The sequence below is a fragment of the Salinivibrio sp. SS2 genome, from assembly GCF_001722075.1.
GTDB classification, from domain to species: Bacteria; Pseudomonadota; Gammaproteobacteria; order Enterobacterales; family Vibrionaceae; genus Salinivibrio; species Salinivibrio proteolyticus.
The window spans coordinates 30,216-54,942 of record NZ_MEBP01000055.1 but is presented as its reverse complement, the minus strand read 5'-3'; the positions used below and the strand labels follow the sequence as shown (position 1 = coordinate 54,942).

General features: G+C 51.9%; 21 protein-coding genes. 8 read left to right on the top strand and 13 right to left on the bottom strand.

Translation table 11 applies throughout. The features are described from left to right. The first annotated feature begins 2 nt into the window (after positions 1–2). On the top strand, positions 3–4,217 hold the full coding sequence (gene rpoC / locus BGK46_RS03075) for a DNA-directed RNA polymerase subunit beta' (RefSeq protein WP_069586997.1): 4,215 nt from the start codon (positions 3–5) through the stop codon (positions 4,215–4,217). A 109-nt stretch (positions 4,218–4,326) separates the two neighbouring features. Here the strand turns inward: rpoC and BGK46_RS03070 are convergent, their stop codons facing one another. Next, positions 4,327–4,812: an Rsd/AlgQ family anti-sigma factor gene (locus BGK46_RS03070; RefSeq protein ID WP_069586996.1), complete on the bottom strand. Its 486-nt coding sequence runs from the start codon at positions 4,810–4,812 to the stop codon at positions 4,327–4,329. 144 nt (positions 4,813–4,956) lie between these two features. Between BGK46_RS03070 and nudC the strand changes: the two genes are divergently transcribed. Continuing rightward, a complete protein-coding gene (gene nudC, locus BGK46_RS03065) occupies positions 4,957–5,727 on the top strand; it encodes an NAD(+) diphosphatase (RefSeq protein WP_069586995.1) in 771 nt (256 codons plus the stop codon). A gap of 219 nt (positions 5,728–5,946) precedes the next feature. After that, entirely contained in the window at positions 5,947–7,011 is a 1,065-nt protein-coding gene (gene hemE, locus BGK46_RS03060; RefSeq protein ID WP_069586994.1) for a uroporphyrinogen decarboxylase, read from the top strand. Between the two features lie 31 nt (positions 7,012–7,042). On the opposite strand, the gene BGK46_RS03055 is transcribed toward hemE, so the two are convergent. Then, positions 7,043–7,639, bottom strand: coding sequence for a uracil-DNA glycosylase family protein (locus BGK46_RS03055; protein WP_069586993.1), 597 nt, complete (start codon positions 7,637–7,639; stop codon positions 7,043–7,045). Continuing rightward, entirely contained in the window at positions 7,640–8,545 is a 906-nt protein-coding gene (locus BGK46_RS03050) for a D-2-hydroxyacid dehydrogenase (RefSeq protein WP_069586992.1), read from the bottom strand. A gap of 92 nt (positions 8,546–8,637) precedes the next feature. Here BGK46_RS03050 and BGK46_RS03045 point away from each other — a divergent pair, with 92 nt between their 5' ends. Then, positions 8,638–9,225, top strand: a complete 588-nt coding sequence (locus tag BGK46_RS03045; RefSeq protein ID WP_069586991.1) for a YjaG family protein — start codon at positions 8,638–8,640, stop codon at positions 9,223–9,225. Positions 9,226–9,277: 52 nt separating this feature from the next. Here BGK46_RS03045 and BGK46_RS03040 read toward each other — a convergent pair whose 3' ends face one another. Then, on the bottom strand, positions 9,278–10,372 hold the full coding sequence (locus BGK46_RS03040; protein WP_069586990.1) for a CNNM domain-containing protein: 1,095 nt from the start codon (positions 10,370–10,372) through the stop codon (positions 9,278–9,280). A gap of 224 nt (positions 10,373–10,596) precedes the next feature. Here BGK46_RS03040 and hupA point away from each other — a divergent pair, with 224 nt between their 5' ends. Beyond that, on the top strand, positions 10,597–10,869 hold the full coding sequence (gene hupA / locus BGK46_RS03035) for a nucleoid-associated protein HU-alpha (RefSeq protein WP_069586989.1): 273 nt from the start codon (positions 10,597–10,599) through the stop codon (positions 10,867–10,869). 62 nt (positions 10,870–10,931) lie between these two features. After that, on the top strand, positions 10,932–11,603 hold the full coding sequence (locus tag BGK46_RS03030; RefSeq protein WP_069586988.1) for a DUF1481 domain-containing protein: 672 nt from the start codon (positions 10,932–10,934) through the stop codon (positions 11,601–11,603). Between the two features lie 50 nt (positions 11,604–11,653). Here the strand turns inward: BGK46_RS03030 and purD are convergent, their stop codons facing one another. Both purD and purH read right to left on the bottom strand, forming a co-directional pair. Continuing rightward, entirely contained in the window at positions 11,654–12,943 is a 1,290-nt protein-coding gene (gene purD, locus BGK46_RS03025; protein WP_069586987.1) for a phosphoribosylamine--glycine ligase, read from the bottom strand. A gap of 21 nt (positions 12,944–12,964) precedes the next feature. Next, positions 12,965–14,554, bottom strand: a complete 1,590-nt coding sequence (purH, locus tag BGK46_RS03020) for a bifunctional phosphoribosylaminoimidazolecarboxamide formyltransferase/IMP cyclohydrolase (RefSeq protein ID WP_069586986.1) — start codon at positions 14,552–14,554, stop codon at positions 12,965–12,967. 261 nt (positions 14,555–14,815) lie between these two features. Here purH and zntR point away from each other — a divergent pair, with 261 nt between their 5' ends. Then, positions 14,816–15,250 (top strand): Zn(2+)-responsive transcriptional regulator, encoded by a 435-nt coding sequence (zntR, locus tag BGK46_RS03015; RefSeq protein ID WP_069586985.1) that lies wholly within the window; start codon positions 14,816–14,818, stop codon positions 15,248–15,250. Between the two features lie 89 nt (positions 15,251–15,339). Here zntR and fis read toward each other — a convergent pair whose 3' ends face one another. From fis to prmA, 3 genes are all read right to left on the bottom strand, one after another. Next, on the bottom strand, positions 15,340–15,636 hold the full coding sequence (fis, locus tag BGK46_RS03010; RefSeq protein ID WP_002542007.1) for a DNA-binding transcriptional regulator Fis: 297 nt from the start codon (positions 15,634–15,636) through the stop codon (positions 15,340–15,342). Between the two features lie 22 nt (positions 15,637–15,658). Continuing rightward, the gene (gene dusB / locus BGK46_RS03005; protein WP_069587013.1) at positions 15,659–16,624 is read right to left on the bottom strand and encodes a tRNA dihydrouridine synthase DusB; all 966 of its coding nucleotides are present in this window, start codon (positions 16,622–16,624) and stop codon (positions 15,659–15,661) included. Between the two features lie 229 nt (positions 16,625–16,853). After that, a complete protein-coding gene (gene prmA / locus BGK46_RS03000; RefSeq protein WP_069586984.1) occupies positions 16,854–17,741 on the bottom strand; it encodes a 50S ribosomal protein L11 methyltransferase in 888 nt (295 codons plus the stop codon). A gap of 251 nt (positions 17,742–17,992) precedes the next feature. Here prmA and BGK46_RS02995 point away from each other — a divergent pair, with 251 nt between their 5' ends. Continuing rightward, complete coding sequence (locus BGK46_RS02995) at positions 17,993–19,957, top strand: methyl-accepting chemotaxis protein (protein ID WP_069586983.1); 1,965 nt, start codon at positions 17,993–17,995, stop codon at positions 19,955–19,957. 72 nt (positions 19,958–20,029) lie between these two features. Here BGK46_RS02995 and accC read toward each other — a convergent pair whose 3' ends face one another. The 4 genes from accC to acs all read right to left on the bottom strand — a co-directional run bounded on the left by accC (position 20,030) and on the right by acs (position 24,591). Next, entirely contained in the window at positions 20,030–21,373 is a 1,344-nt protein-coding gene (gene accC / locus BGK46_RS02990; protein WP_069586982.1) for an acetyl-CoA carboxylase biotin carboxylase subunit, read from the bottom strand. A gap of 11 nt (positions 21,374–21,384) precedes the next feature. After that, positions 21,385–21,813, bottom strand: a complete 429-nt coding sequence (gene accB / locus BGK46_RS02985; RefSeq protein ID WP_069586981.1) for an acetyl-CoA carboxylase biotin carboxyl carrier protein — start codon at positions 21,811–21,813, stop codon at positions 21,385–21,387. 25 nt (positions 21,814–21,838) lie between these two features. Then, positions 21,839–22,294 carry a type II 3-dehydroquinate dehydratase gene (gene aroQ / locus BGK46_RS02980; RefSeq protein WP_069586980.1) on the bottom strand — a complete coding sequence of 152 codons (456 nt, stop codon included), beginning with the start codon at positions 22,292–22,294 and terminating at the stop codon, positions 21,839–21,841. A gap of 347 nt (positions 22,295–22,641) precedes the next feature. Then, entirely contained in the window at positions 22,642–24,591 is a 1,950-nt protein-coding gene (acs, locus tag BGK46_RS02975) for an acetate--CoA ligase (RefSeq protein WP_069586979.1), read from the bottom strand. Positions 24,592–24,727 lie beyond the last annotated feature (136 nt).

The following is a 24,727-nucleotide window of genomic DNA, read 5'->3' as shown; positions in this document are numbered from 1 at the left end:
TTGTGAAAGACTTACTTAAGTTTCTGAAAGCACAGCATAAGACCGAAGAATTTGATTCGATCAAAATCGGTCTAGCCTCACCAGACATGATCCGTTCATGGTCGTTTGGTGAAGTGAAAAAGCCAGAAACCATCAACTACCGTACCTTTAAGCCTGAGCGTGACGGTTTGTTCTGTGCACGTATCTTCGGCCCGGTCAAAGACTACGAATGTCTTTGTGGTAAATACAAGCGCCTGAAGCACCGTGGCGTCATTTGTGAAAAATGTGGCGTTGAAGTTACTCAGACCAAAGTGCGCCGTGAGCGTATGGGTCACATTGAGCTGGCTTCACCAGTTGCCCACATTTGGTTCCTGAAGTCGCTACCATCACGCATTGGTTTGCTGATGGACATGCCGCTACGTGACATCGAGCGTGTGCTTTACTTTGAATCCTACGTGGTGATTGAGCCAGGTATGACCAACCTTGAGCGTGGTCAGATGCTGTCTGAAGAGCAGTACTTGGACGCGTTGGAAGAGTGGGGCGACGAATTTGATGCGCGCATGGGCGCAGAAGCAGTGAAAGCACTGCTGGCGAACATGGATCTGTCAGTTGAGACAGAGCAAATGCGTGAAGAGTTGGAAGAAACCAACTCTGAAACCAAACGTAAGAAGATCACTAAGCGTTTGAAGCTGGTGGAAGCCTTCTTGCAATCAGGTAACAACCCTGAGTGGATGATCCTGACTGTGCTGCCTGTGTTGCCGCCAGACTTGCGTCCATTGGTACCGTTGGACGGTGGTCGTTTTGCGACCTCGGATCTGAACGACCTTTACCGTCGTGTGATCAACCGTAACAACCGTTTGAAGCGCCTGCTTGATCTTGCTGCACCAGACATCATCGTGCGTAACGAAAAACGCATGCTGCAAGAGTCTGTGGATGCCCTGCTTGATAACGGTCGTCGTGGTCGTGCCATCACTGGCTCGAACAAGCGTCCGCTTAAATCGCTGGCTGACATGATCAAAGGTAAGCAGGGTCGTTTCCGTCAGAACCTGCTGGGTAAACGTGTTGACTACTCTGGCCGTTCGGTAATCACCGTAGGTCCATACTTGCGTCTGCATCAGTGTGGTCTGCCAAAGAAAATGGCACTAGAGCTATTTAAACCGTTTATCTACGGCAAGCTTGAGACTCGTGGTCTCGCGACCACCATCAAAGCCGCCAAGAAGATGGTTGAGCGCGAAGAAGCTGTAGTATGGGATATCTTGGATGAAGTCATCCGTGAACACCCTGTCCTGCTAAACCGTGCACCAACACTTCACCGTTTGGGTATCCAAGCGTTTGAACCTGTGCTTATCGAAGGTAAAGCGATTCAGCTACACCCATTGGTGTGTGCGGCCTATAACGCCGACTTCGATGGTGACCAGATGGCTGTTCACGTACCGCTGACGCTGGAAGCCCAGCTCGAAGCGCGTGCGTTGATGATGTCGACCAACAACATCCTATCGCCAGCATCCGGTGATCCTATCATCGTACCGTCTCAGGACGTGGTACTGGGTCTTTACTACATGACCCGTGAGAAGGTGAACGGCAAAGGCGAAGGCATGTACTTGGCAGGCCCAGGCGAAGCCGAAAAGGTTTACCGCACAGGCCATGCTGAACTGCATACGCGTGTAAAAGTGCGTATCAAGCAAGTTGATATCGATGAGATGGGCGCTCGTACCGAGAAAGTATCACTGGTTGATACCACCGTCGGTCGTGCCATGCTGTGGACCATCGTGCCGGAAGGCCTGTCATTTGACTTGGTTAACCAGCCGTTGGGTAAAAAGCAAATCTCTAACTTGCTCAACACCTGTTACCGTAAGCTGGGTCTGAAAGACACCGTTATTTTTGCTGACCAAATCATGTACACCGGTTTTGCCTACGCGGCACTGTCGGGCACCTCTGTCGGTATCGACGATATGGTGATCCCACAAGCCAAGTACGACTTGATCGAAGCAGCAGAAGCAGAAGTTGCGGAAATCCAAGAGCAGTTCCAATCTGGTCTGGTTACCGCGGGCGAACGTTACAACAAAGTGATCGATATCTGGGCTGCAGCGAACGAACAAGTTGCAAAAGCCATGATGGATAACCTGTCTAACGAGACAGTGATTAACCGTGACGGCGAAGAAGAAACCCAGAAGTCGTTCAACAGTGTTTACATGATGGCCGACTCAGGCGCACGTGGTTCTGCTGCACAGATTCGTCAGCTAGCCGGTATGCGTGGTCTGATGGCGAAGCCAGATGGCTCTATCATCGAAACGCCAATCACGGCGAACTTCCGTGAAGGCCTGAACGTTCTTCAGTACTTTATCTCTACGCACGGTGCGCGTAAGGGTCTTGCAGATACCGCATTGAAGACAGCGAACTCAGGTTACCTGACTCGTCGTCTGGTTGACGTAGCCCAAGACGTGGTCGTGACCGAAACCGATTGTGGCACCGAAGGCGGTATCCACATGATGGCGGTTATCGAAGGCGGTGACGTGAAAGAAGCACTGCGTGAGCGTGTGCTGGGTCGTGTCGTCGCTGAAGACGTACTGAAGCCGGGTACTGACGAGGTGCTTGCACCACGTAACACCCTGTTGGATGAGAAGTGGTGTGACATTCTTGAGCAGCACTCTGTCGATAAGGTAAAAGTACGCTCTGTCGTAACTTGTGAAACTGATTTCGGTTGTTGTGCACACTGTTACGGTCGTGATTTGGCACGTGGTCACTTGGTGAACCACGGTGAGTCTGTGGGCGTTATCGCGGCACAGTCTATCGGTGAGCCAGGTACACAGCTGACCATGCGTACGTTCCACATCGGTGGTGCGGCATCGCGTGCGGCGGCAGAAAACAACATCCAGGTGAAGAACAAAGGTTCTATGCACCTGCACAATGTGAAATCCGTGACCAATAGCGACGGTAAGCTAGTGATTACCTCGCGTGCGTCAGAGATGACCATTGTTGATGAGTTCGGTCGTACGAAAGAAAGCTACAAAGTGCCTTACGGTGCCTTGCTGAGCAAGAAAGATGGTGAAGCGGTTGAAGCTGGCGACGTTGTTGCTAACTGGGATCCGCACACCATGCCAATCATCACCGAAGTAGAAGGTAGCGTTCGCTTCGTAGACATGATTGATGGCGTCACCATGCAGCGTCAAACTGATGAACTGACTGGTCTGTCTTCTATCGTGGTAATGGATGCTTCTGAGCGCCCATCATCCGGTAAAGATAAGCGTCCTGCAGTGAAACTGGTTGATGCGCAAGGCAATGACATGATGATCCCAGGCACTGATATGCCGGTTCAATACTTCTTGCCGGGTAACGCAATTGTTCAGCTTGATGACGGCGCGAACGTTGGCATTGGTGACACCTTGGCGCGTATCCCGCAAGAAAGCGGCGGTACCAAGGATATCACCGGTGGTCTGCCACGTGTTGCTGACCTGTTCGAAGCGCGTAAGCCAAAAGAGCCAGCTATCTTGGCGGAGATCACAGGTACTGTTTCCTTCGGTAAAGAAACCAAAGGTAAACGTCGTCTGATCATCACCCCAGAAGAAGGCCAAGCCTACGAAGAGATGATTCCAAAATGGCGTCAGCTCAACGTATTCGAAGGTGAAAAAGTCGAGAAAGGTGATGTGATCGCTGATGGTCCAGAATCACCACACGACATCTTGCGTCTGCGTGGTGTTCACGCAGTGGCTGAGTACATCACCAACGAAGTTCAAGACGTTTACCGTTTGCAAGGCGTTAAGATCAACGATAAGCACATCGAGACCATCGTGCGTCAGATGCTGCGTAAGGTGACCATTAAGTCTGCAGGTGATACCGACTTCTTGGAAGGCGAGCAAGTGGAATACTCTCGTGTGACTATTGCTAACCGTGAACTTGAAGCGGAAGGCAAGCGTCCAGCGACCTATGGTCGTGACCTGCTGGGTATCACTAAAGCCTCGTTGGCGACTGAGTCATTCATCTCAGCGGCATCGTTCCAGGAAACCACGCGCGTGCTGACAGAAGCAGCTGTAGCGGGTAAACGTGATGACTTACGTGGTCTGAAAGAGAACGTGATTGTGGGTCGTTTGATCCCAGCCGGTACTGGTTTCGCGTATCATAAAGATCGTCAAGCCAAACGTGCTGAGCCTGAACAGCCTGTTGCACCACAGATTGATGCTGAGCAAGCCTCACAAGATCTGGCAGCACTGTTGAATGCAGGACTGAACGACGACAATTAATGGATTGTCTCGCACCATTGAAAAGGCACCTCCTCGGAGGTGCCTTTTGTTTTTCTGCCCTAGAGCACAAAAAAACGCCGCCAAGAGGCGACGGATTCGGTGCTTATTTTTAGGCGCCCGGCGGGTGGGCCAAACTGTCTGCAATGACACGAATCAGCGTGTCTTCTAACTCGAAACGTTGTTCCAGCAGTTCACCGACCGATGAGATGTCTTCATCAAAGTCGGGGAAGTGATAGTCCTCATCGTCCCAATCAAGCTCACTAAACTTGTCGTTGAAATCGAGCAGGGGATCCGTGGTGTCAACAATGCGGAAATACAAGTTATCGGTTTCTTGTGTTGCCGAGAAGCCGGTAGACTGCCATCGCTCCATGACCATGTTATAAATTTTAAAATGCCCCGTGGAGATGTAATCGACCAAGTGATCGCAGAAGCGGTCAATTTCTTCTTTGCTGGGCAGATTCTGCTTCTTTTTTACCGCGACACCTGCCACGTTGTAGTATTCAACCAGCAGCTGACGACGTAACTCGAGCCAGTAATCGATGACGTCATCGTAACCGCTCCATTGTGCTTTAGTACGTTCAAGTTTTTTCAGCATGATCGGCGTCCTCGTGATCGATCAGCGAATGGGTGGCACTATATACGGCCAACTTAAAATTAACGGGCTGCTCAATCCTTTGCATCACGTTATGAAGTTAGATTGCCAGTATTCAAGTATAGCTGCAAGGCTAAGGAAGTGACCATGTCTCAGAATCAACAAGCCGTCTATTTGTGTGCGGTTGTCGACGGAAAACTCTGGCTTCCTCACGGTACATTGCCTTTGTTATCCCTATCAGAATTGCCGTTTGCGGTGCAGACGACGATCACCGTTGGTCATTATCAACACATCCCAGTGGTGGGGGCATGGAATTGTAACACCATGCTACCGAGTGATGAGATGGCGGGCTTGAGAGCGCTATTATCGGATTTACCGGCTGACTTGTTTGCGCTAGTGGGACGAGTCGTTCAGCTTGATGTGATGCAAAAGCAGCAAGCATTTTGCGGCCGCTGTGGCCACCGTGCGGTTTTGGATACACAGTCGGTGGCGATGTGGTGCGCCGCCTGTCAGCGTCACGATTATCCGCGTGTCTCGCCTTGTGTGATTGTGGCGGTACGTGATGACAAGCGACTGCTGCTGGCACAGCATCCACGGCATAAAACCGGTATGTATACCGTGATTGCCGGATTCGTTGAGCCCGGTGAAACCCTTGAACAGTGCGTGGCGCGCGAGGTCAAAGAGGAAACGGGGATTGAGGTGAAAAATATCCGTTATATGGATAGCCAGCCGTGGGCCTTTCCTTCCAATGTCATGATAGGTTTTTTGGCCGACTATGCAGGCGGTCAGCTACGGCCAGATTATGAGGAATTGACGGATGCACAATGGTTTGATTGCCAATCACTCCCGCCAGTTGCACCTCAAGGGACCATTGCGCGGCGCTTGATTGACGCAAGTTGCGCGCTTGCGCAGGAATAAAAAAACCCGGCCGTAGGGAAGCCGGGGTAAGATGCGAACATAATTGTCTTTCGCAGACCTATTGTCGTTATGCGTTGGTTGTATCATGTGGTGAGAAAAGCAGCAATCATCGCCCACCCTTAGGATGACAGTTTTATGATCCTGTTAACAAAGGTTGGCTTTTGTTGCGACTCGACAGTGATACAATGACGCCTCTTTTCGCTCACAGGCTTTAACACAATGACTGAACTGAAAAACGATCGCTATTTACGCGCTTTACTCAAACAGCCAGTGGATTGCACCCCCGTGTGGATGATGCGTCAAGCTGGTCGCTATCTGCCAGAATACCGCGAAGTACGTGCGCAAGCCGGTGATTTTCTGTCATTGTGTAAAAATGCAGAACTGGCGTGTGAAGTGACTTTACAACCATTACGCCGCTTTGATCTCGATGCCGCTATTCTGTTCTCCGACATTTTGACCATCCCCGATGCGATGGGACTGGGTTTGTATTTTGAGACCGGAGAGGGGCCGAAGTTTGCGCGCCCGATTACCTGTAAGGCGGACGTCGATAAAATCGGCATTCCCGATCCTGAAGGTGAGCTGCAATATGTGATGAATGCCGTACGCACCATTCGTCACGAATTGAACGGAGACGTTCCCTTGATTGGTTTTTCCGGCAGCCCTTGGACGCTCGCCACCTACATGGTGGAAGGGGGCAGCTCGAAAGCCTTTACCAAGCTCAAGAAGATGATGTATGCCGAGCCACAAACCCTGCATGCATTACTCGATAAGCTTGCCGATAGCGTGACCAGCTATTTGAATGCGCAAATCAAAGCGGGCGCCCAATCGGTGATGATCTTTGATACTTGGGGTGGGGTATTAACCCCGCGTGATTATCACGACTTCTCACTCCAATACATGCATAAAATTGTGGATGGCCTGATCCGTGAACATGAAGGCCGTCGTGTCCCGGTGACCTTGTTTACCAAAAACGGCGGTATGTGGCTTGAGAAAATCGCGGCGACCGGTTGTGATGGTGTGGGGTTAGATTGGACAATCGATATTGCCGATGCCAAAGCACGGATTGGCGATAAAGTGGCCTTGCAAGGCAATATGGACCCGTCCATCCTCTATGCTCAGCCTGATCGTATCCGTCAAGAGGTTGCGACTATCCTAGAAGGATTTGGCGAAGGGACAGGCCATGTCTTTAATCTCGGCCACGGGATCCACCTTGATGTCCCGCCGGAAAACGCCGGTGTGTTTGTCGATGCGGTGCATGAGCTGTCCCGTCCGTATCACGACTAAGCTAGCACGCTCGCCAATGGCGAGCGTTTTTTTACCTCGGTGCAGTGAACAACGCCTGTTGGATCTGCGTTTGCAAGGCTGGCACTACCTGTTCTTCAAACCATGGGTGACGACGTAGCCATAACGTATTTCTGGGCGAGGGGTGAGGCAGCACAAAAGTGTGCGGAGCCCACTGCCGCCAATGTTTGACGGTTTCGGTCAATGTTTTGGGCTTATTGGCTAAATAGTACTGCTGAGCATACTGGCCAATCAGCAAGGTCACCGCAACGTTAGGGAGGAGCGCTTTGATTGCCTTGTGCCACACAGGCGCACAAATGCGGGCAGGCGGCAGATCGCCCGATTTACCTTTGCCCGGATAACAGAGCCCCATCGGCATAATGGCAAATAAGTCGGGCTGATAGAATTGCTCGCGCGTGACCCCCAGCCATTCTCGTAAGCGGTCGCCACTGGGATCATTAAAAGGCAGGCCACTGTCATGGACGCGCCTACCGGGTGCTTGGCCGATAATCAGTACCCGCGCATCCGTACTGGCTTGGATCACGGGACGAGGTCCATCGGATAGCCAATGTTGGCACAATTGGCATGCTTGTGCTGCGGATAACGCCGTCTCCAAATCCGAAAACGTCATCTAGTACCCTTTGTCAAAATCGACGTGGTGAACCAAAGGCTTGCCAGCATGCCAGCGTCGGTAATTATCCGCAAACAGCTTAAAGACCTGATCGGGGAAGCTAACGGCAGCAATATGCGGCGTCACTGTCACCTTGGGGTGTGTCCAAAACGGATGCGACTCGGGCAGTGGCTCCTGTTGCATCACATCCAAGACCGCGCCGCGAAGCTGCTTCGCCTCCAGTGCGTGGATCAGGGCGTGCTCATCTACGGTGGCACCACGCCCGACATTAATAAAGAAAAGATCCTGCGCATGCTGCCAAAAAGCTGCATTCAGGCATTGGTGTGTTTTGTCTGTGGCGGGCAAGGTGCTGACTAACACATCAACCTCACGCAACCGTTGCTGTAATTCGGGCAGTGTCATGGTGTGATCAAACGCCTCGACAGGCCGGCCGGTTTGGTTAGTGCCCAGTACCGTCATGCCAAACGCGTGAGCGACGGTCGCGATATGCTGGCCAATCGCCCCTGTGCCTAAAATGGCGAGCGTTTTCCCATGCAATGACTGATAGGGCTGAGGCTGCCAGTGACACTGCGCTTGCTGTTTGGCGTACTGACCAATATGGCGAGTATTCGTCAGTAGGTGTCCGAAAACATATTCGGCCATTAAGGGGCCAAAAATACCGCGCACATTGGTGAGCTGATAGTGGCGGAACGGCGCCTGAATCAGCGCATCGTTCCCAGCGAAGGTGGATTGCAACCAGCGCAACGCGTTGGCATGAGGCAGCTTTGACACGGCAAGCGGTGGGTCAGCTAGCCAGATCGTGGCCTCTTCTGCGTTATGCGTGAGGGCGAGATCGGGGAGTTGGGCCGTCGCCAGTAATTGATGGTAGGTCGCGGCATGCTCACTGATCACATAAACTTTATCCACAAAGGCTCCTTTTTATGGGGCGGTGAATCAAGTACACTTGCACCCAATTTACCGACGGACAATTGTCCCCCGTTATTTAAGATCAATTGGCTATGTTAAGAAACCCCTTACAACTGCGTTTGGAAAAATGTGAGACTTGGCAGCACGTCAGTTTTATGGCTGCGCTGGTGGAGCGTATGTACCCTAACTATGCCCTTTACTGTGCGCAAACTGAATTTGCTGACCCTCAAGCGTTTCGTAATATTCTTGATGCAGTGTGGGAATCACAAACAGTGAAAGGGGCCAAAATTGACTTTGAGCGACAGCTAGAAAAGCTGGAGCCATTGATCCCTGCGCTCACCGATGATGCGATTTACCTCACTTATCCAGCCATTGATGCCTGTGCGGCGTTATCACACCTTCTTCACGCCTTGCTTGACCGTAATGAAATGCTGACCATTACGCTGAAAGTGAGTCAGCAGTCGGTGATGAGTGTCGCGCAACTGGAAGAAGCACAAACCGGCGATGCGGTCACCGATGAAAACCAGAAGGCGAATGAAGCTGTGTGTGACGAATGGGACGCGCAGTGGGCGATCTTCCGCGTACTGAAAAGTGCGGATACCCGCGACGTTGAGATGCTCAAAGGCATTCGCCAAGAGTTACGCGAAGCGGGTGTGAGCAACTTAGGATTAAGCCTTTGAACGGCGGAAAATGAGATAAAAAAGGCGGCTTCGGCCGCCTTTTGTGTTTAGGTTACCCCGATGACTCATCCGATTGACGCTGTACGGGCGGTTCATCGTCGTCTTGGCTCTCAATCATCTTATGCTGCTTTTTCCATGACTCCCAACGCTGGTAGGCCAACTGCTGCATATCGGTGACGGTGTCCGCTTCATCAATGATCTCGCGACCGGTTAAGTACTCAAAAATATCTTCCAGCGTGATAATCCCTTGTACCGTCCCGTACTCGTCCACAATCATCGCCAATTGCGCGCGGCGGATCATTAAGATATCGAACGCTTGTAATACACTATTGCCGGGTAAAATCACCGCGAGTGGGCGCATCAGGTTACCCAAGGTGGTACGCCGAGCACCGCGTGTCTTGGCGGCATAGATATCGGATTTGTGGACAAAACCTAAAATATCATCACGCTGTTCACCATAAATCAACGGGCGCGAGAAGGGACAGTCACTGTGTTCGGTTAAAAAGGTATCTACGCTCATCTCCGCAGGGACACGAAAAAGCACCGGACGTGGGGTCATCAACTGCGTGGCAGGGAGCTCACGCAGTTTCAACATGTTGTTGAGCATCTGGGTTTCATCTTCACCCATTTCACCACTTTCTGAGGCGAGCATCGCCATGGCCGAGATTTCATCACGCAGTTTGACATGGGTCGCGTCAGAGCTAAGACGCTTGGTTATTTGCTCGGATACCCACACAAAGGGGGTCAGGCCCCATACCATCCACTTCAATACAATCGCCGCCCCTGGCGCCAATTGCGGCCAGAAGTTTGCACCAATGGTTTTTGGGATAATCTCGGAGAGTAATAAAATAGCCAGTGTCAGGACGCCGGAGAATAGCCCAACCCATGCATCGCCAAACACATTGGCCGCTTGTGCCCCTGCACCTGCTGCCCCCACGGTGTGCGCAATGGTGTTTAAGGTGAGGATCGAAGCCAGTGGTCGGTCGATATTATCTTTTAAGGCGGTCAGTTTCGCCGCGGCTGGATGTTCTTGCTGACGGAGGTTCGCCAAATAGCTTGGCGTAATACTCAATAGGATTGCTTCAAGCACAGAACAAATGAAAGATACACCAATAGATAATGAGATAAATAGGACAAGAGTCAGCATATATTCCCGAGTATGAAAGCCAGTCGTCCCCTTAAAGATCAGGCCAGTGGCGGGCTTTTACAACCATTCAAATGAGAAAAAGCGCAACAAATTGTGAGATCGCGCTCAGTTTGTGGTTAAAGAGCCTCCATATAGTCTCACCAAGCGCCACAAACCTTTGCCAGTCGGGCTTCTTTTGAATTAGAGTGAGCTCGTCTCTAAAAAAACCTAGAAGGGAAGACATAATGAACAAGACCCAACTGATCGACCTGATCGCTGAAAAAGCCGACCTTTCAAAAGCGCAAGCAAAAGCAGCACTGGAAGCGACTTTGGGCGGAATTGAAGGTGCCCTAAAAGAAGGCGAGCAGGTACAACTGATTGGCTTCGGTACGTTTAAAGTAAACCACCGTGCAGCGCGCACGGGTCGTAACCCACAGACGGGTCAAGAGATCCAAATTTCAGCGGCTAACGTGCCAGCCTTTGTGGCAGGTAAAGCACTGAAAGACGCGGTTAAGTAAGCGTCAATCGTCATTATCGCCATAGCCTCTGCTATGGCGTTTTTGTCTCTGGGTGACGCAAAATGCGAAGAGTATGGGCGTTATCGCTGATCATACTGCTCACGGCCTGTAGCCGTGGCGAACCCCCTAAGCCTGTCACACGGGTAACAGCCTCTGTTGCGGGTGACCACAGTGCGGTCTATTGGCTCGATAGCCAACAGGGGCGCCCAATCAGCTTGTCAGAGCATGTTTGGCAAGGGGATTACGGCGAGTACCGCGGCGAATATGTGTGGCGAGATGGCCAATTACGTGCCTTAAAGCGTGAAGGTGAACAGCTCGCAGGCAATACGCGTGTCCCTTTTTCTCTCCATGTTCGTTTTGATGCCAGTGGCGAACCTGTATTTCAACGCTATCGCCAAGATGGCGCGATTATTCCCCTCGACAGTGCTGCGTTAACGCGCCTGTATCAAGAGTCCAATCAGATCCTCGACCAAGCCCAAGGCCAAATCGCGCGTAATGTGTCTGTCTTGCAGGGACAACGAATAGGTGAATATTGGGTAGATTGCCGTGGCGAACGGCAGCGTTGGGTCTTTGATGATGCGATCCCGCCTGTGGTGGTGAGCAAGCTGCTCCAGCCGGGTACCTTTGTGATTGGCGCAGGGAATCCCGGTATTGGCAAAGATACCATCGATGCTTTGGTCTTGGTGCGCCGTGAAAAGGCGTGCTTAACCCGTCCTCAGCTATTGGCAGAATAAAAAATGCGCCCCGAGGGCGCATTGTGGCAGGGTCTCGGGCACTGATTTACTTATGATGTAGCGTTTTCGCGTGCGATGGCGCGATGGGCTATATCACGGCGATAAAAGCAGCCCGGCCACTGGATCATGGCAGCCAGCGCATCAGCTTTTTGTTTTGCGATAGTGACACTCTCGCCTAATGCCGTAGCGCAAAGCACCCGCCCGCCAGCAGTGACGATGTCGCCGTCTTTCAGCGCGGTACCGGCATGAAATACTTTGGCGGTCTCGCTATCGGTGGGCAACCCAGAGATACGATCCCCTTTGCGATAGTCACCCGGATAGCCGCCTGCTGCCAATACCACGCCCACGGCTGCACGCGGATCCCACTTGGACTCAACCTTATCAAGGCGTCCTTGCGTGCCTGCCAAGCAAAGCTCAACCAAGTCAGATTGCAAGCGCATCATAATCGGTTGGGTTTCCGGATCGCCAAAGCGACAGTTAAACTCAATCACTTTTGGCGTCCCATCGGCACTGATCATCAAGCCTGCATACAGAAAGCCCGTATACGGCACACCATCGGCGCGCATGCCTTCTACTGTTGGCATGATCACCTCGTCCATCACACGTTGATGGATTGCATCGGTGACCACTGGAGCGGGCGAGTATGCACCCATACCGCCGGTATTAAGGCCGGTATCGCCTTCTCCGACACGTTTGTGGTCTTGGCTGGTGGCCATTGGCAGCACATGCTCACCATCGACCATGACGATAAAGCTTGCTTCTTCACCTTGCAGAAATTCCTCGATGACCACGCGGTGACCGGCCTCACCAAACGCATTGCCCGAGAGCATATCGCGCACTGCCTCGGTGGCTTCTTGCTCGGTCATCGCCACAATGACCCCTTTCCCAGCGGCAAGACCGTCGGCTTTGACCACGATGGGCGCACCTTTTTCCGCGATGTAGGCTAGCGCGGGCTCTACCGTCGAAAAGGTTTGGTAGTCAGCGGTGGGAATGCCATGGCGCGCTAAAAAGTCTTTACTGAAGGCTTTCGAGCCCTCAAGTTGCGCGGCCGCTTGAGTAGGACCAAAGATGGCCAAGCCGTGCTCGCGGAAGGCATCGACCACGCCCAACACCAAGGGGGCTTCAGGACCCACGATGGTCAAATCAATCTGTTGCTCGCGGGCAAAGGCCAGTAACCCTTCAACGTCATCAGCCGCGATCGCAATATTGCTCAACTTGTTTTCATGCGCGGTGCCGGCGTTCCCCGGCGCGCAATACACGAGCTCAACGTTGGATGACTGGGCGGCTTTCCACGCCAGCGCATGTTCGCGGCCACCGCCACCAATAACTAATACCTTCATGTGTTCTCCTTCATCGCCCACTTAGTGGCGGAAATGGCGCATACCGGTAAAGACCATCGCCATGCCATGCTCATTGGCGGCAGCAATCACTTCGTCATCACGCATCGAACCGCCCGGTTGGATCACGCAGGTGATCCCAGCTTTTGCTGCAGCATCAATGCCGTCACGGAAAGGGAAGAAGGCATCGGAGGCCATCACGCTACCGGCCACTTCGAGCTGCTCATCGGCCGCTTTGATGCCAGCTATTTTCGCCGAGTAGACGCGGCTCATTTGGCCGGCGCCCACGCCGATGGTCATGCTGTCTTTGGCATACACAATCGCGTTTGATTTCACGTATTTTGCCACTTTCCAGCAAAATAGCGCATCGCTAAGCTCTTTGTCTGTGGGCTGACGCTCAGTGACAATACGCAAATCGTCTAAACCGACCATACCGTGGTCGCGTGCTTGGACTAACAAGCCGCCATTGACGCGCTTGCTATCCCACCCTGTGGTGCGCGCTTGCCATTGGCCACACTCGAGAAGACGTACGTTTTTCTTTGCCGCAACCGCTGCTTTGGCGGCCTCACTGACACGAGGTGCGATGATCACTTCAACAAATTGACGTTCAACAATGGCGTGTGCCGTGTCGCCGTCCAGCTCACGGTTAAAGGCAATAATGCCACCAAATGCTGAGGTCGGATCGGTCTGATAAGCACGCTGATAGGCGCTGAGTAAGTCTTCGCCAATGGCAACGCCACAGGGGTTGGCGTGCTTTACAATCACACAGGCAGGTTGTTCAAACTCTTTTACGCACTCTAATGCCGCATCGGTGTCAGCGATATTGTTATAAGACAGCGCTTTGCCCTGTAGTTGGGTCGCCGTTGCCACCGAGGCTTCTTGCGGTTGGGCTTCGGTATAAAACGCACCTGCCTGATGGCTGTTTTCGCCGTAGCGCATGTCTTGCTTTTTAACCCAATGTTGGGTCAGGGTGCGTGGGAATGGCGAGTCTTGGCTCTCTTCTGCCTGATGATAGGCAGGCACTTGGGTGCCAAAGTAATTCGCAATCATGGCGTCGTAGGCCGCGGTGTGCTCAAACGCGGCAATGGCTAAATCAAAGCGCGTGGCATGTGTCAAAGAGTGCTGATGCTGATCCATCTCGGTAAGCACGCGATCATAGTCTTGGCTGTTCACCACAATGGTGACGTCGGCATGGTTTTTCGCCGCTGAGCGCACCATGGTCGGGCCGCCGATATCGATATTCTCGATGGCTTGCTCGCGTGTGCAGTCTGGGTTGGCAACGGTTTGTGCGAACGGGTAGAGATTCACTACTACCATATCAATCGGTGCGATCTGATGCTGCTCCATTACCGCATCGTCTTGACCGCGTCGGCCCAAAATGCCGCCGTGAATTTTCGGGTGGAGGGTTTTCACACGGCCATCCATCATTTCTGGGAAGCCGGTATGCTCGGAGACTTCGGTGACCGCAAGGCCGTTTTCTGCGAGTAAACGGGCCGTGCCTCCGGTTGATAGCAGTTCGACACCGCGTTGGGCGAGTGCTTGGGCAAACTCGACCACACCGGTTTTATCAGACACGCTGAGTAACGCGCGACGAATAGGACGCAGATTTTCCATGGCTTAGTTCTCTTCACTGACAGATTGAATGCTTATCAAAGCCCATCGTGTCTATCAACACGGATAAGCTTTATTAAACCGCCAATTGTCAAAGCGGCGACATTCTATCTGATTTTGTTTGCGCAATCGATTGCTATTTGCTGATGGCGACATTTTTATTGTTTTTGTCCGGCTGTCGTTGCTCGCCTTCATGCAACGCTGGTCATAAGAGCCCGCCTTTGCTACAAAAAGAAGGTTCATCCAACATGAAAAGGAGCGGTGATGACCAAGTTGCTGCAAATCGGTGAGCTAGCCAAGCACTGTGGTGTCTCCACCGATACGCTGCGTTTTTATGAAAAGTCTGGCTTGTTGGCACCGAGTGCCCGCACAGAGGGTGGATACCGGCTTTATGCCGATGATGCCATTAGCCAAGTAATGTTCATTTTGCGCGGCAAAGAAATGGGGTTATCGCTTGATGAAATTCACGAGCTGTCTGACATTCGCGAAGAAGCGACGTTACACACCTGTGCAGAAGTCAAAGGGATCACCCAGCGGCGCCTGAATGAGGTCTCAGAGAAGATAGCCGCGCTTGAGCGGGTCAAGCATGCACTGACACGCTTAAATGCCGCCTGCTGCGGTATGGACGACGATGACGCGACCCATTGCTCGATATTAGAAACCCTAGCGGACAGCGAAGATTCCAACCCATGCTGTTAAGGGAAGGTGCGTTGTACCATCAGAGAAAACAAAAACGGGCTAACCGATTGACGGCTAGCCCGTTTTATAACAGCCAAACCAATGATTGATTAGTTCATGCCGTATTTTTTCAGTTTCTTACGCAATGTACCGCGGTTGATGCCCATCATGGTGGCTGCGCGGGTTTGGTTACCGCGGGTGTATTGCATGATGGTATCCAGCAGTGGCTGCTCAACTTCTGCGAGGACAAGCTCATACAGATCGTTGACTTCCTGGCCATTCAATTGCGCTAGGTAGTTCTTCAGGGATGCTTTTACAGAGTCACGAAGTGGCTTTTGCGTAATTTGATCTTGTGAAGTTACAGTCGTTACTGTCAATGCTTCGGAAGTCAGGTTTTGTTCGAACATATTCTGTCAGCTCTTCTCGTATTTATGCAACGTTGTCGAAGTAGCCTTGCAGCGCATCGATCTGCTGTTGTGCATCTTCGATTGCGTTGAAGGTTCGGCGAAAATCGCCAATTTGATCATGCTCTTTCAGGTACCAACCCACGTGCTTACGGGCGATACGTAATCCTTTGAGCTCCCCATAAAAGTGATGAAGCTCTTGAACATGACCCAACAAAATCGTCCTAACCTCTTCTAGTGAAGGGGCAGGCAGGTACTCACCAGTGGTGAGATAGTGGTGGATTTCGCGAAAAATCCACGGGCGTCCTTGAGCAGGACGACCAATCATCAATGCATCAGCACCTGTGTAATCCAGCACATAACGTGCTTTTTCCGGAGAATCAATGTCGCCATTGGCAATCACTGGGATCGACACAGCCGCTTTGGCTGCTTTAATGCTGTCGTACTCCGCTTCCCCTTTGTACATGCAGGCGCGCGTGCGGCCATGCAGGGCAAGGGCTTGGATACCACAATCTTCCGCCATCCGGGCGATCTCTACACAGTTCTTATTGTCCGGGTCCCAACCTGTACGGGTTTTCAATGTCACCGGCACATCCACCGCGTTTACCGTGGCTTTGAGGATTTGCTCAATGAGGTCCGGTCGCGTTAGCAAGGCAGAGCCGGCTAACTTCTTATTGACCTTTTTCACTGGGCAACCCATGTTGATGTCGATGACTTGTGCCCCGTTTTCGACACAAAAGCGGGCAGCCTCGGCCATTAGCTCTGGCTCGGCACCGGCGATCTGAACCGAACGAAGGCCAGACTCGTCAATATGAACCATGCGCTTTTGCGATTTGTTCGTTCGCCATAAGGCTGGATTAGACGACATCATTTCACTGACAGCCATGCCTGCGCCGTGCGCAAGACATAACTCACGAAAAGGTCGGTCCGTGACACCTGCCATTGGGGCAACGATCAACGGGACATCCAGGTTATAAGGTCCGATACGCAAAAGCTCTAAATCCTCTGTCAGCCGCTCTGAGTCAGCAAGGGCGCGCATTTTACGCATTTTTGACGCGTCTGAAAAGGACAATATTTGAGCATTGATGGCTTGATTTTTACAGCACTTTTTGTATCAGTCGCGTTTCGCTGATTAATCAAGCATTTCGAGTAGCACGTCAACGATGACTTACCGACCTTGTTAAGGGTACGGTAAGCCGTTTGTACGACGATGCGAACGATTAAGCGGGTAACTGACCGCTAATTCGGCACCACTCTTCACGTTCTACGATCGGGTCGATAGTGAGGCTGTCGCGGTAGTGATTGGCGACGTCTTCTGCTTGGGAATCGAGGACACCAGACATCGCTAATTGGCCGCCGGGTTTGATGAGTCCTTTGATCACGCCAGACAGCTCACGGAGTGGACCGGCCAGAATATTGGCCACCACCACATCGGCTTGGAGATCGGCCGGTTGGTCTTTAGGCAAATACAAGTGCAGTTGGTCGGCGACACCGTTGCGCTCTGCGTTATCTTTGGACGCCAGTAGTGCTTGAGGATCGATATCAATGCCAATCACACGCTCGGCACCGAGTTTGATGGCGGCAATCGCAAGGATCCCAGAGCCACAACCGAAGTCGATTACCGTTTTACCGCTGAGGTCGAGTCCGTCGAGCCACTCGAGGCAAAGCGCGGTGGTCGGGTGTGATCCTGTGCCAAAGGCGAGGCCTGGGTCGAGCATCACGTTGACGGCATTATCATCAGGGACTTCACACCACGTTGGGCAGATCCATAAGCGCTCGCCAAACTGCATTGGCTTGAAGTTATCCATCCAAGCGCGTTCCCAGTCTTTATCCTCAAGCTGTTCGACCTTGTGGGCAAAGTTGTCCGCCAACAATGGACTCGCGTTTAACACGGCCAACACGGTCGCCATGTCCGCTTGGGCGTCGTATAACGCCATGATGTCGGTTTCGCCCCACAGACGGGTTTCACCAGGCAAAGGTTCAAAAACAGGCGTGTCTTTGGCATCTAAAAAGGTGACGGAAAGGGCGCCCGCTTCTTCCATTAGCAGGTCGCCAATGGCTTCTGCATTTTCAGCAGTTGCATTTAGTTTTAATTGGATCCAAGGCATGGTGAGGTCCGTATAAAAATCAAACGCTGATTATATCAAATATCTCTCTCCTTGTGATGTACGAGTCTCCGAGGGCGACGCATTTTGCTTAGCAGAATGCGATGATTTGTCTGTCTTTGCTGCCTTACATACCGATTATCTTTTTCTGGTTGTTTTTTAACCATTATATTCATGGGGTTAAGTGCTGATTAATTTTTAGGCACGTTTTTTGACTCATTATGCACGCTATTTGCCATAGAGGGAGTGCCACCATGAAAGATAATGGGCCAGTAACGCAGAAGGAAGTGAGGTTTGAAGGGTGCGGAGAACTTGTTTCTGTGACTGACATGAAAGGACGTATTACGTATGTCAACGATGCATTTGTTGACATTAGTGGCTACTCCCTTAATGAGTTAATTGGCAGTGATCACTCTATGGTACGGCACCGAGACATGCCGCCAGCCGCTTTCAATGATATGTGGAAGACCATTAAGGCGGGTAAAAATTGGCGCGGTGTGGTGAAAAACCGATGCAAAAATGGGGATCATTATTGGGTGAATGCCTTTGTATGCCCGGTGGTCAAAAATGATCAAGTTGTTGGTTTTCAATCCGTACGCAGTGAGCCTACCCGTGAGGAAATAGAAAAGGCTGAAGCCTTGTATGCCCGGATGCGCAAAGACGGGTCGATAGCGATGCCTCGACCGTCATGGCTTCAGCGTCTGCAGATAAGACACTTTGTGCGTAGTATGTCCGCAGTCAGTGCGGTACTTAGCCTTGCTGTTGCTTATCAAGCGTTTATTCACGGGCTTATGTTTGCCTTTTATGCCGCTATCGGCACGATCGTGAGCGTGGTTTTATTAGCTTGGGTTGTCCGCCACCGTGTCCTGTTTACGGTGGAAAAAACCACCCGAGCCATGCGCTTGTTGGCCTCGGGTGATCTCGATAATGCGACAGAGCCAGTTCGCTATGACGAGATGGGAGAGCTGGCCGATAACTTTCGTATGGTGAAAGCACGATTTGGGGTCATCATCGGTCAAGTCATGGAGAATACCTCCCGACTGGTGCAGTACGCGGATGGACTGTCAGAGCGTGGCTATACCATGCAAAATCAGATGCATGCTCAAGTGCAACACACAACGCAAGTGGCTAGTGCGATGTCGCAAATGAGCTCGACAGTCGAAGAAGTGGCACAAAATATGACTCGTACCGCTGAAACCATTGAACAAACCCAAGACAGTACGTGCCGAGGGGATGAGCTGGTATCGGCGGCAAGCGCAAGCATGGAACAATATATGGCAGATTTAGAGCAGACGATTGCTCAGATCCAAGCCAGTGCAGCAGAGAGTGAAAAAATTAGTACGGTCACGGAGACGATCAGCGACATTGCAGAGCAAACCAACTTGCTCGCACTGAATGCAGCCATTGAAGCGGCACGTGCTGGGGATCAGGGGCGTGGCTTTGCGGTTGTTGCCGATGAAGTACGCGGCCTGGCTCAGCGCACGCAGAAAGCGACAGGCGATATTCGCCAGATGTTGGAAGGGTTACGTGTTGGTATTGGACAAGCCTCTGAAAACATCGTGAGCAATAATCAAGTGGCGAAAGAAACCCTCACTCACATTCAAGGCTCGAAGCAGATACTTCGTGACATTGTCGATCAAATTAGCCTCGTTCGGGATATGGGCGTGCAGGTCGCCACTGCGGCTGATGAGCAGGCGACAGTCACCAAAGAAATGAGTCGTTCTGTCGAGCAAATTCATGAGCAAAGCTCGGCGGCCAGTCAACAAGCCTCAGAAACTGGCGAAGTAGCAAGGCAGCTTACCGAGCACTCACAAATTCTTAAAGTGGCGTTAGCGGATTTCAAACTCAATGGTGCGAGTGACAAAGCCCACGATTTCTCTGCGATCAAGAATGCGCACTTGGCTTGGAAAAGTAAGATGCGCGCCTTTTTAAATGGCAATGTGGAAGCCATGGATAGAAAAGTGGCGTGCTCTCATCACCATTGCGGGTTGGGTAAATGGTTCTACGGCGAAGGCAAAGATATTGCGGGGCATTTGCCGGCCTATCGCCAGCTTGAAAAGCCACATGCACAGCTGCATCGTACCTTGAAGGACATCATTGACTTGCATGACAAAGGTAATTTCGAAGCGGCAAACAACAAGTATTTAGAGATCGAACCCTTGTCGCAACAAGTCGTCGCAGGGATAGAGGCGTTGGAGCAGCAACTTATGCCTCGTTAGTCTCTGTATGGGGAAACATAGATGAAAACCTGCCGTCTCGACGCGGCAGGTTTTTTCTATGCGAAATACAGATTAAGACAATCCGAGTTTCTTCTCGAGATAGTGAATGTTGGCACCACCGTGTTGGAAGTGCTCATCGTTCATAATATCGATTTGCAGTGGGATATTGGTTTTAATGCCATCAATCACGGTTTCGGCCAGCGCATTGCGCATACGAGCAATAGCAACGTCGCGATTCTCACCGTAACAAATCAGCTTACCAATCATGGAGTCATAGTGAGGGGGAACACGGTAGCCCGCATACACATGTGACTCCCAACGCACACCCATACCGCCTGGTGAGTGGAAACGCTCGATTTTACCCGGGCTCGGAATAAAGCGCTCTGGGTCTTCGGCATTAATACGACACTCGACGGCATGGCCGCGAATACGAATGTCATCTTGGGTAAACGACAGAGGCTGACCCGCTGCAATGCGCAGTTGCTCTTTGACCAGATCCACACCGGTAACCATTTCGGTGACAGGGTGTTCAACTTGGATACGGGTGTTCATCTCGATAAAGAAGAATTCGCCGTTTTCGTACAAGAATTCAAAGGTACCTGCGCCGCGATAACCGATTTCGATACAGGCACGGCAGCAACGCTCGCCGATAAACTTACGCATTTCATCGGTAATCCCGGGTGCTGGCGCTTCTTCAACCACCTTTTGGTGACGGCGTTGCATCGAGCAATCACGCTCACCGAGATGAATAGCACCACCTTGGCCGTCCGCCAAGACTTGCACTTCGACGTGGCGTGGGTTCTCAAGGAATTTCTCCATGTACACCATGTCGTTGCTAAACGCGGCTTTGGCTTCGGCGCGGGTCATCGCAATGGCATCCACCAGTTCGGCTTCAGAGCGAACCACACGCATACCACGGCCACCGCCGCCGCCTGATGCTTTGATGATCACCGGGTAGCCAATACGTTTGGCGATGGTTTTGTTCTTTTCCTGATCGCTACCCAATGGGCCGTCAGAGCCAGGGACACAAGGGACGCCTGCTTTTTTCATCGCTTCGATTGCAGAGACCTTGTCACCCATTAGGCGAATAGTGTCGGCTTTAGGGCCGACAAAGACAAAGCCAGAACGCTCTACTTGCTCAGCAAAATCAGCGTTTTCCGACAAGAAGCCATAACCTGGGTGAATCGCCACCGCGCCGGTGATTTCAGCGGCGCTGATGATACGAGGAATATTTAGGTAGCTTTGGTTGCTCGGTGCTGGGCCGATACAAACCGTTTCATCCGCTAACAGGACGTGCTTTAAATCGCGGTCTGCAGTGGAGTGTACCGCCACCGTTTTAATGCCGAGTTCTTTACAAGCACGTAAGATCCGTAGCGCGATTTCACCGCGGTTGGCGATAACAATTTTATCTAACATACGGCCCTCGCTTATTCGATGATTACGAGTGGTTCGTCGAACTCAACTGGCTGGCCGTCTTCACACAGAATCGCTTTTACCACACCGCTCTTATCTGCTTGGATCTGGTTCATCATCTTCATCGCTTCAACGATACACAAGGCATCACCTGCATTGACTTGGCTGCCAACTTCAACAAACGGTGCTGCATCTGGGCTTGGCGCGCGATAGAAAGTACCCACCATTGGCGAAAGAACTTGGTGACCCGTCGGCTCTGGTGCGCTTGCCGGCGCTGCGGCAGGCGCAGCGGCTGGCATGGCATACTGTGGTGCAGCAAACTGAGGTGCGGCAGGTGATGAACGGCTGATGCGTACCGACTCTTCGCCCTCAGAAATTTCGAGCTCAGCAATGCCTGACTCTTCAACCAGTTCGATCAATTTTTTGATTTTACGGATATCCATGGTGTCGTCTCTTCTTGTGTTTGTTTTACTGAGCTGCAAACGCCAAATGGCGCGCAGCTGCCGTTAATGCGAATTCGTAGCCATCTGCTCCCAACCCACAAATTACACCGACAGCCTTGTCAGAGAGGTAGGAATGATGACGGAAGGGTTCTCGAGCATGCACATTGGAAAGGTGCACCTCGATAAACGGGATCCCAACACCGAGCAACGCGTCGCGCAGGGCGACGGAGGTGTGCGTAAAAGCGGCAGGATTGATAATGATAAAATCCACCTCACCCATGGCTTGGTGAATGGCATCAATCAGGTTGGCTTCACTGTTGGATTGTAAGTGCTCAAGGTGAAGCCCTAAGGTTGCCGCTTGGGCATGCAGCGCGGCGACGATTTGATCGAGCGTTTGGCTACCGTAATGATCGGGTTCACGTTGGCCTAGCAAATTGAGGTTTGGGCCATTTAAGACTAAAACACGGTTATTTGTAGACATCTTGACGCTTACTTCTCCTATTAGCTGCTAATGTGCAGCATTTTGTGGATTCCAGCCTAATGGCATGCTGAATGGGCTTCAAGCACGCCGATTTGTCCTTAGTGGGCCCAATTATAGAGAATTCACCGCAAATCGCAGCAAAATACTGGTCTAATCAGCACACTTCCCCTTTATGGTGTAGCAAAAACTGTCGCGATTGTCGATTGCTGCACTGTCAAGGTTGTGTGTTTTTTATCGACAATAAGGATAGGAGTGGTGTGTGCCCAGACAGTTCAGTGGCACAGATCATAAAAACAAAAAAAGCCGCCCGTAGGCGGCAAAGGTTGCTAAGCAATCGTGTCGTTGCGCTACACCACGTTTTCTTTCTCGGCAATGAGCTTATCGACCACACTCGGATCGGCCAGCGTTGAGGTGTCGCCAAGGCTACCGGTATCACCGGTGGCGATTTTGCGCAGAATACGGCGCATGATTTTTCCGGAACGCGTTTTGGGTAAGGCGTCGGTCCAATGGATAAAATCGGGCGTCGCAATAGGGCCAATCTCTTTGCGTACCCACTCTTTCACTTCTTTATGTAGCTCGGCGCTGGGCACCTCACCGGCGTTCAGAGTGATGTAGGCATAAATCGCTTGGCCTTTGATGTCGTGTGGCACACCCACGATGGCGGCTTCGGCAATTTTATCAAAGGCCACTAACGCGGATTCGATTTCTGCTGTCCCCATTCGGTGGCCGGATACGTTAAGGACATCATCGACACGACCTGTAATCCAGTAGTAGCCGTCTTCATCACGACGCGCGCCGTCACCGGTAAAGTACATGCCCTTGAAGGTTGAGAAATACGTTTGCTCAAAGCGGTCGTGGTCGCCAAACACGGTACGCATTTGTCCCGGCCACGAGTCCAACATCACCAAATTCCCTTCAGCCGCACCGTCGACAATGTTGCCGACGTTATCGACCAACGCAGGTTGTACGCCAAAGAATGGTCGGGTGGCAGAACCGGGTTTGAGGGCGGTCGCGCCGGGCAAGGGGGTGATCAATATGCCGCCGGTTTCTGTTTGCCACCACGTATCCACAATCGGGCTTTGCCGATTGCCAATGGTGGTGTAGTACCACTCCCAAGCTTCTGGGTTAATGGGTTCACCCACCGAGCCCATAATGCGCAGCGAGCTACGTGTCGTTCCCTCAACGGCTTCATTGCCTTTGGCCATCAACGCGCGGATGGCGGTCGGTGCGGTGTATAAAATATTCACTTGGTGTTTATCAACCACTTCGCTCATACGGGCGGTGGATGGGTAGGTAGGCACGCCTTCAAATAAAATAGTCTTTGCACCATTAGCTAGCGGGCCATAAATGAGATAGCTGTGGCCGGTGATCCAACCCACATCGGCGGTACACCAGAACACTTCGCCGTCTTGATAATCAAAAACGTATTTGAAGGTCATCGCGGCATACACGAGGTAGCCGCCTGTGGTATGCAGTACCCCTTTTGGCGTCCCGGTTGAGCCAGATGTATAGAGGATAAATAAAGGGTCTTCGGCATTCATTTCTTCGGGAGGGCAATCGGTTGATGCGTTTGCGGTGGCTTCATGCCACCACACGTCGCGACCTTCGTGCCAATCAACTTGTCCCCCTGTGCGTTTGAAAACCAGCACGTTATTGACTGACGTGACTTTGCTGTTGGCAAGGGCTTCATCGACGTTCTTTTTCAATGGCACTGCACGGCCGCCACGAACGCCTTCATCCGCGGTAACCACGACTTTAGCGTTGGAGTCGATAATACGTCCTGCCAGTGCTTCAGGTGAGAAACCGCCAAATACCACTGTGTGCACGGCGCCAATGCGTGCACAGGCGAGCATCGCGACCGCGGCTTCCATGACCATCGGCATGTAAAGACAGACTACATCGCCTTTTTTGACGCCATTGTCTTTGAGCGCATTAGCAAATTGGCACACCTGTTGGTGGAGCTGCTTGTAGGTCAGTGTGGCATCGTCCTTCGGATCGTCTCCTTCCCAAATTAAGGCAACCTGATCGCCTTTGTCTTGCAGATGACGATCGATACAGTTGGCGGCCACATTCAAGGTACCATCTTCAAACCAACGAATATCGACGTGGCCGGTATCGAAAGAGGTATGTTTCACCTTGGTATAGGGTTTGATCCAATCAAGAATTTGCCCGTGTTCGCGCCAAAAGCCTTCGGGGTCGGTCACTGATTGCTGATAAAGCGCTTGGTAGGTGGCTTCATCCGCGTGTGCCTTTTGTGCAATTGAAGGCATGACGGGGTATACGTGACTATCGCTCATCCTGTTTCTCCTCGTGTCCGCGTAATCTCATGCGGCGCTTCCATGTCGTGAGATGTCAGGCTGTACCGCTGCCTGGCAAATGAAAACCATGCCCTTAAAGGTGTGACAGTTCGTGGGGTCCGGCAATTAGACTTTA

Bases quoted from the DNA above. Each gene is read 5' to 3' on its own strand.
- aroQ (WP_069586980.1), bottom strand. From the start codon at position 22,294: ATGTCTACAAATAACCGTGTTTTAGTCTTAAATGGCCCAAACCTCAAT.
- acs (WP_069586979.1), bottom strand. From the start codon at position 24,591: ATGAGCGATAGTCACGTATACCCCGTCATGCCTTCAATTGCACAAAAG.
- BGK46_RS02995 (WP_069586983.1), top strand. From the start codon at position 17,993: ATGAAAGATAATGGGCCAGTAACGCAGAAGGAAGTGAGGTTTGAAGGG.
- hupA (WP_069586989.1), top strand. From the start codon at position 10,597: ATGAACAAGACCCAACTGATCGACCTGATCGCTGAAAAAGCCGACCTT.
- accC (WP_069586982.1), bottom strand. From the start codon at position 21,373: ATGTTAGATAAAATTGTTATCGCCAACCGCGGTGAAATCGCGCTACGG.
- BGK46_RS03040 (WP_069586990.1), bottom strand. From the start codon at position 10,372: ATGCTGACTCTTGTCCTATTTATCTCATTATCTATTGGTGTATCTTTC.
- BGK46_RS03030 (WP_069586988.1), top strand. From the start codon at position 10,932: ATGCGAAGAGTATGGGCGTTATCGCTGATCATACTGCTCACGGCCTGT.
- accB (WP_069586981.1), bottom strand. From the start codon at position 21,813: ATGGATATCCGTAAAATCAAAAAATTGATCGAACTGGTTGAAGAGTCA.
- nudC (WP_069586995.1), top strand. From the start codon at position 4,957: ATGTCTCAGAATCAACAAGCCGTCTATTTGTGTGCGGTTGTCGACGGA.
- BGK46_RS03070 (WP_069586996.1), bottom strand. From the start codon at position 4,812: ATGCTGAAAAAACTTGAACGTACTAAAGCACAATGGAGCGGTTACGAT.
- fis (WP_002542007.1), bottom strand. From the start codon at position 15,636: ATGTTCGAACAAAACCTGACTTCCGAAGCATTGACAGTAACGACTGTA.
- purD (WP_069586987.1), bottom strand. From the start codon at position 12,943: ATGAAGGTATTAGTTATTGGTGGCGGTGGCCGCGAACATGCGCTGGCG.
- BGK46_RS03045 (WP_069586991.1), top strand. From the start codon at position 8,638: ATGTTAAGAAACCCCTTACAACTGCGTTTGGAAAAATGTGAGACTTGG.
- purH (WP_069586986.1), bottom strand. From the start codon at position 14,554: ATGGAAAATCTGCGTCCTATTCGTCGCGCGTTACTCAGCGTGTCTGAT.
- prmA (WP_069586984.1), bottom strand. From the start codon at position 17,741: ATGCCTTGGATCCAATTAAAACTAAATGCAACTGCTGAAAATGCAGAA.
- hemE (WP_069586994.1), top strand. From the start codon at position 5,947: ATGACTGAACTGAAAAACGATCGCTATTTACGCGCTTTACTCAAACAG.
- BGK46_RS03055 (WP_069586993.1), bottom strand. From the start codon at position 7,639: ATGACGTTTTCGGATTTGGAGACGGCGTTATCCGCAGCACAAGCATGC.
- zntR (WP_069586985.1), top strand. From the start codon at position 14,816: ATGACCAAGTTGCTGCAAATCGGTGAGCTAGCCAAGCACTGTGGTGTC.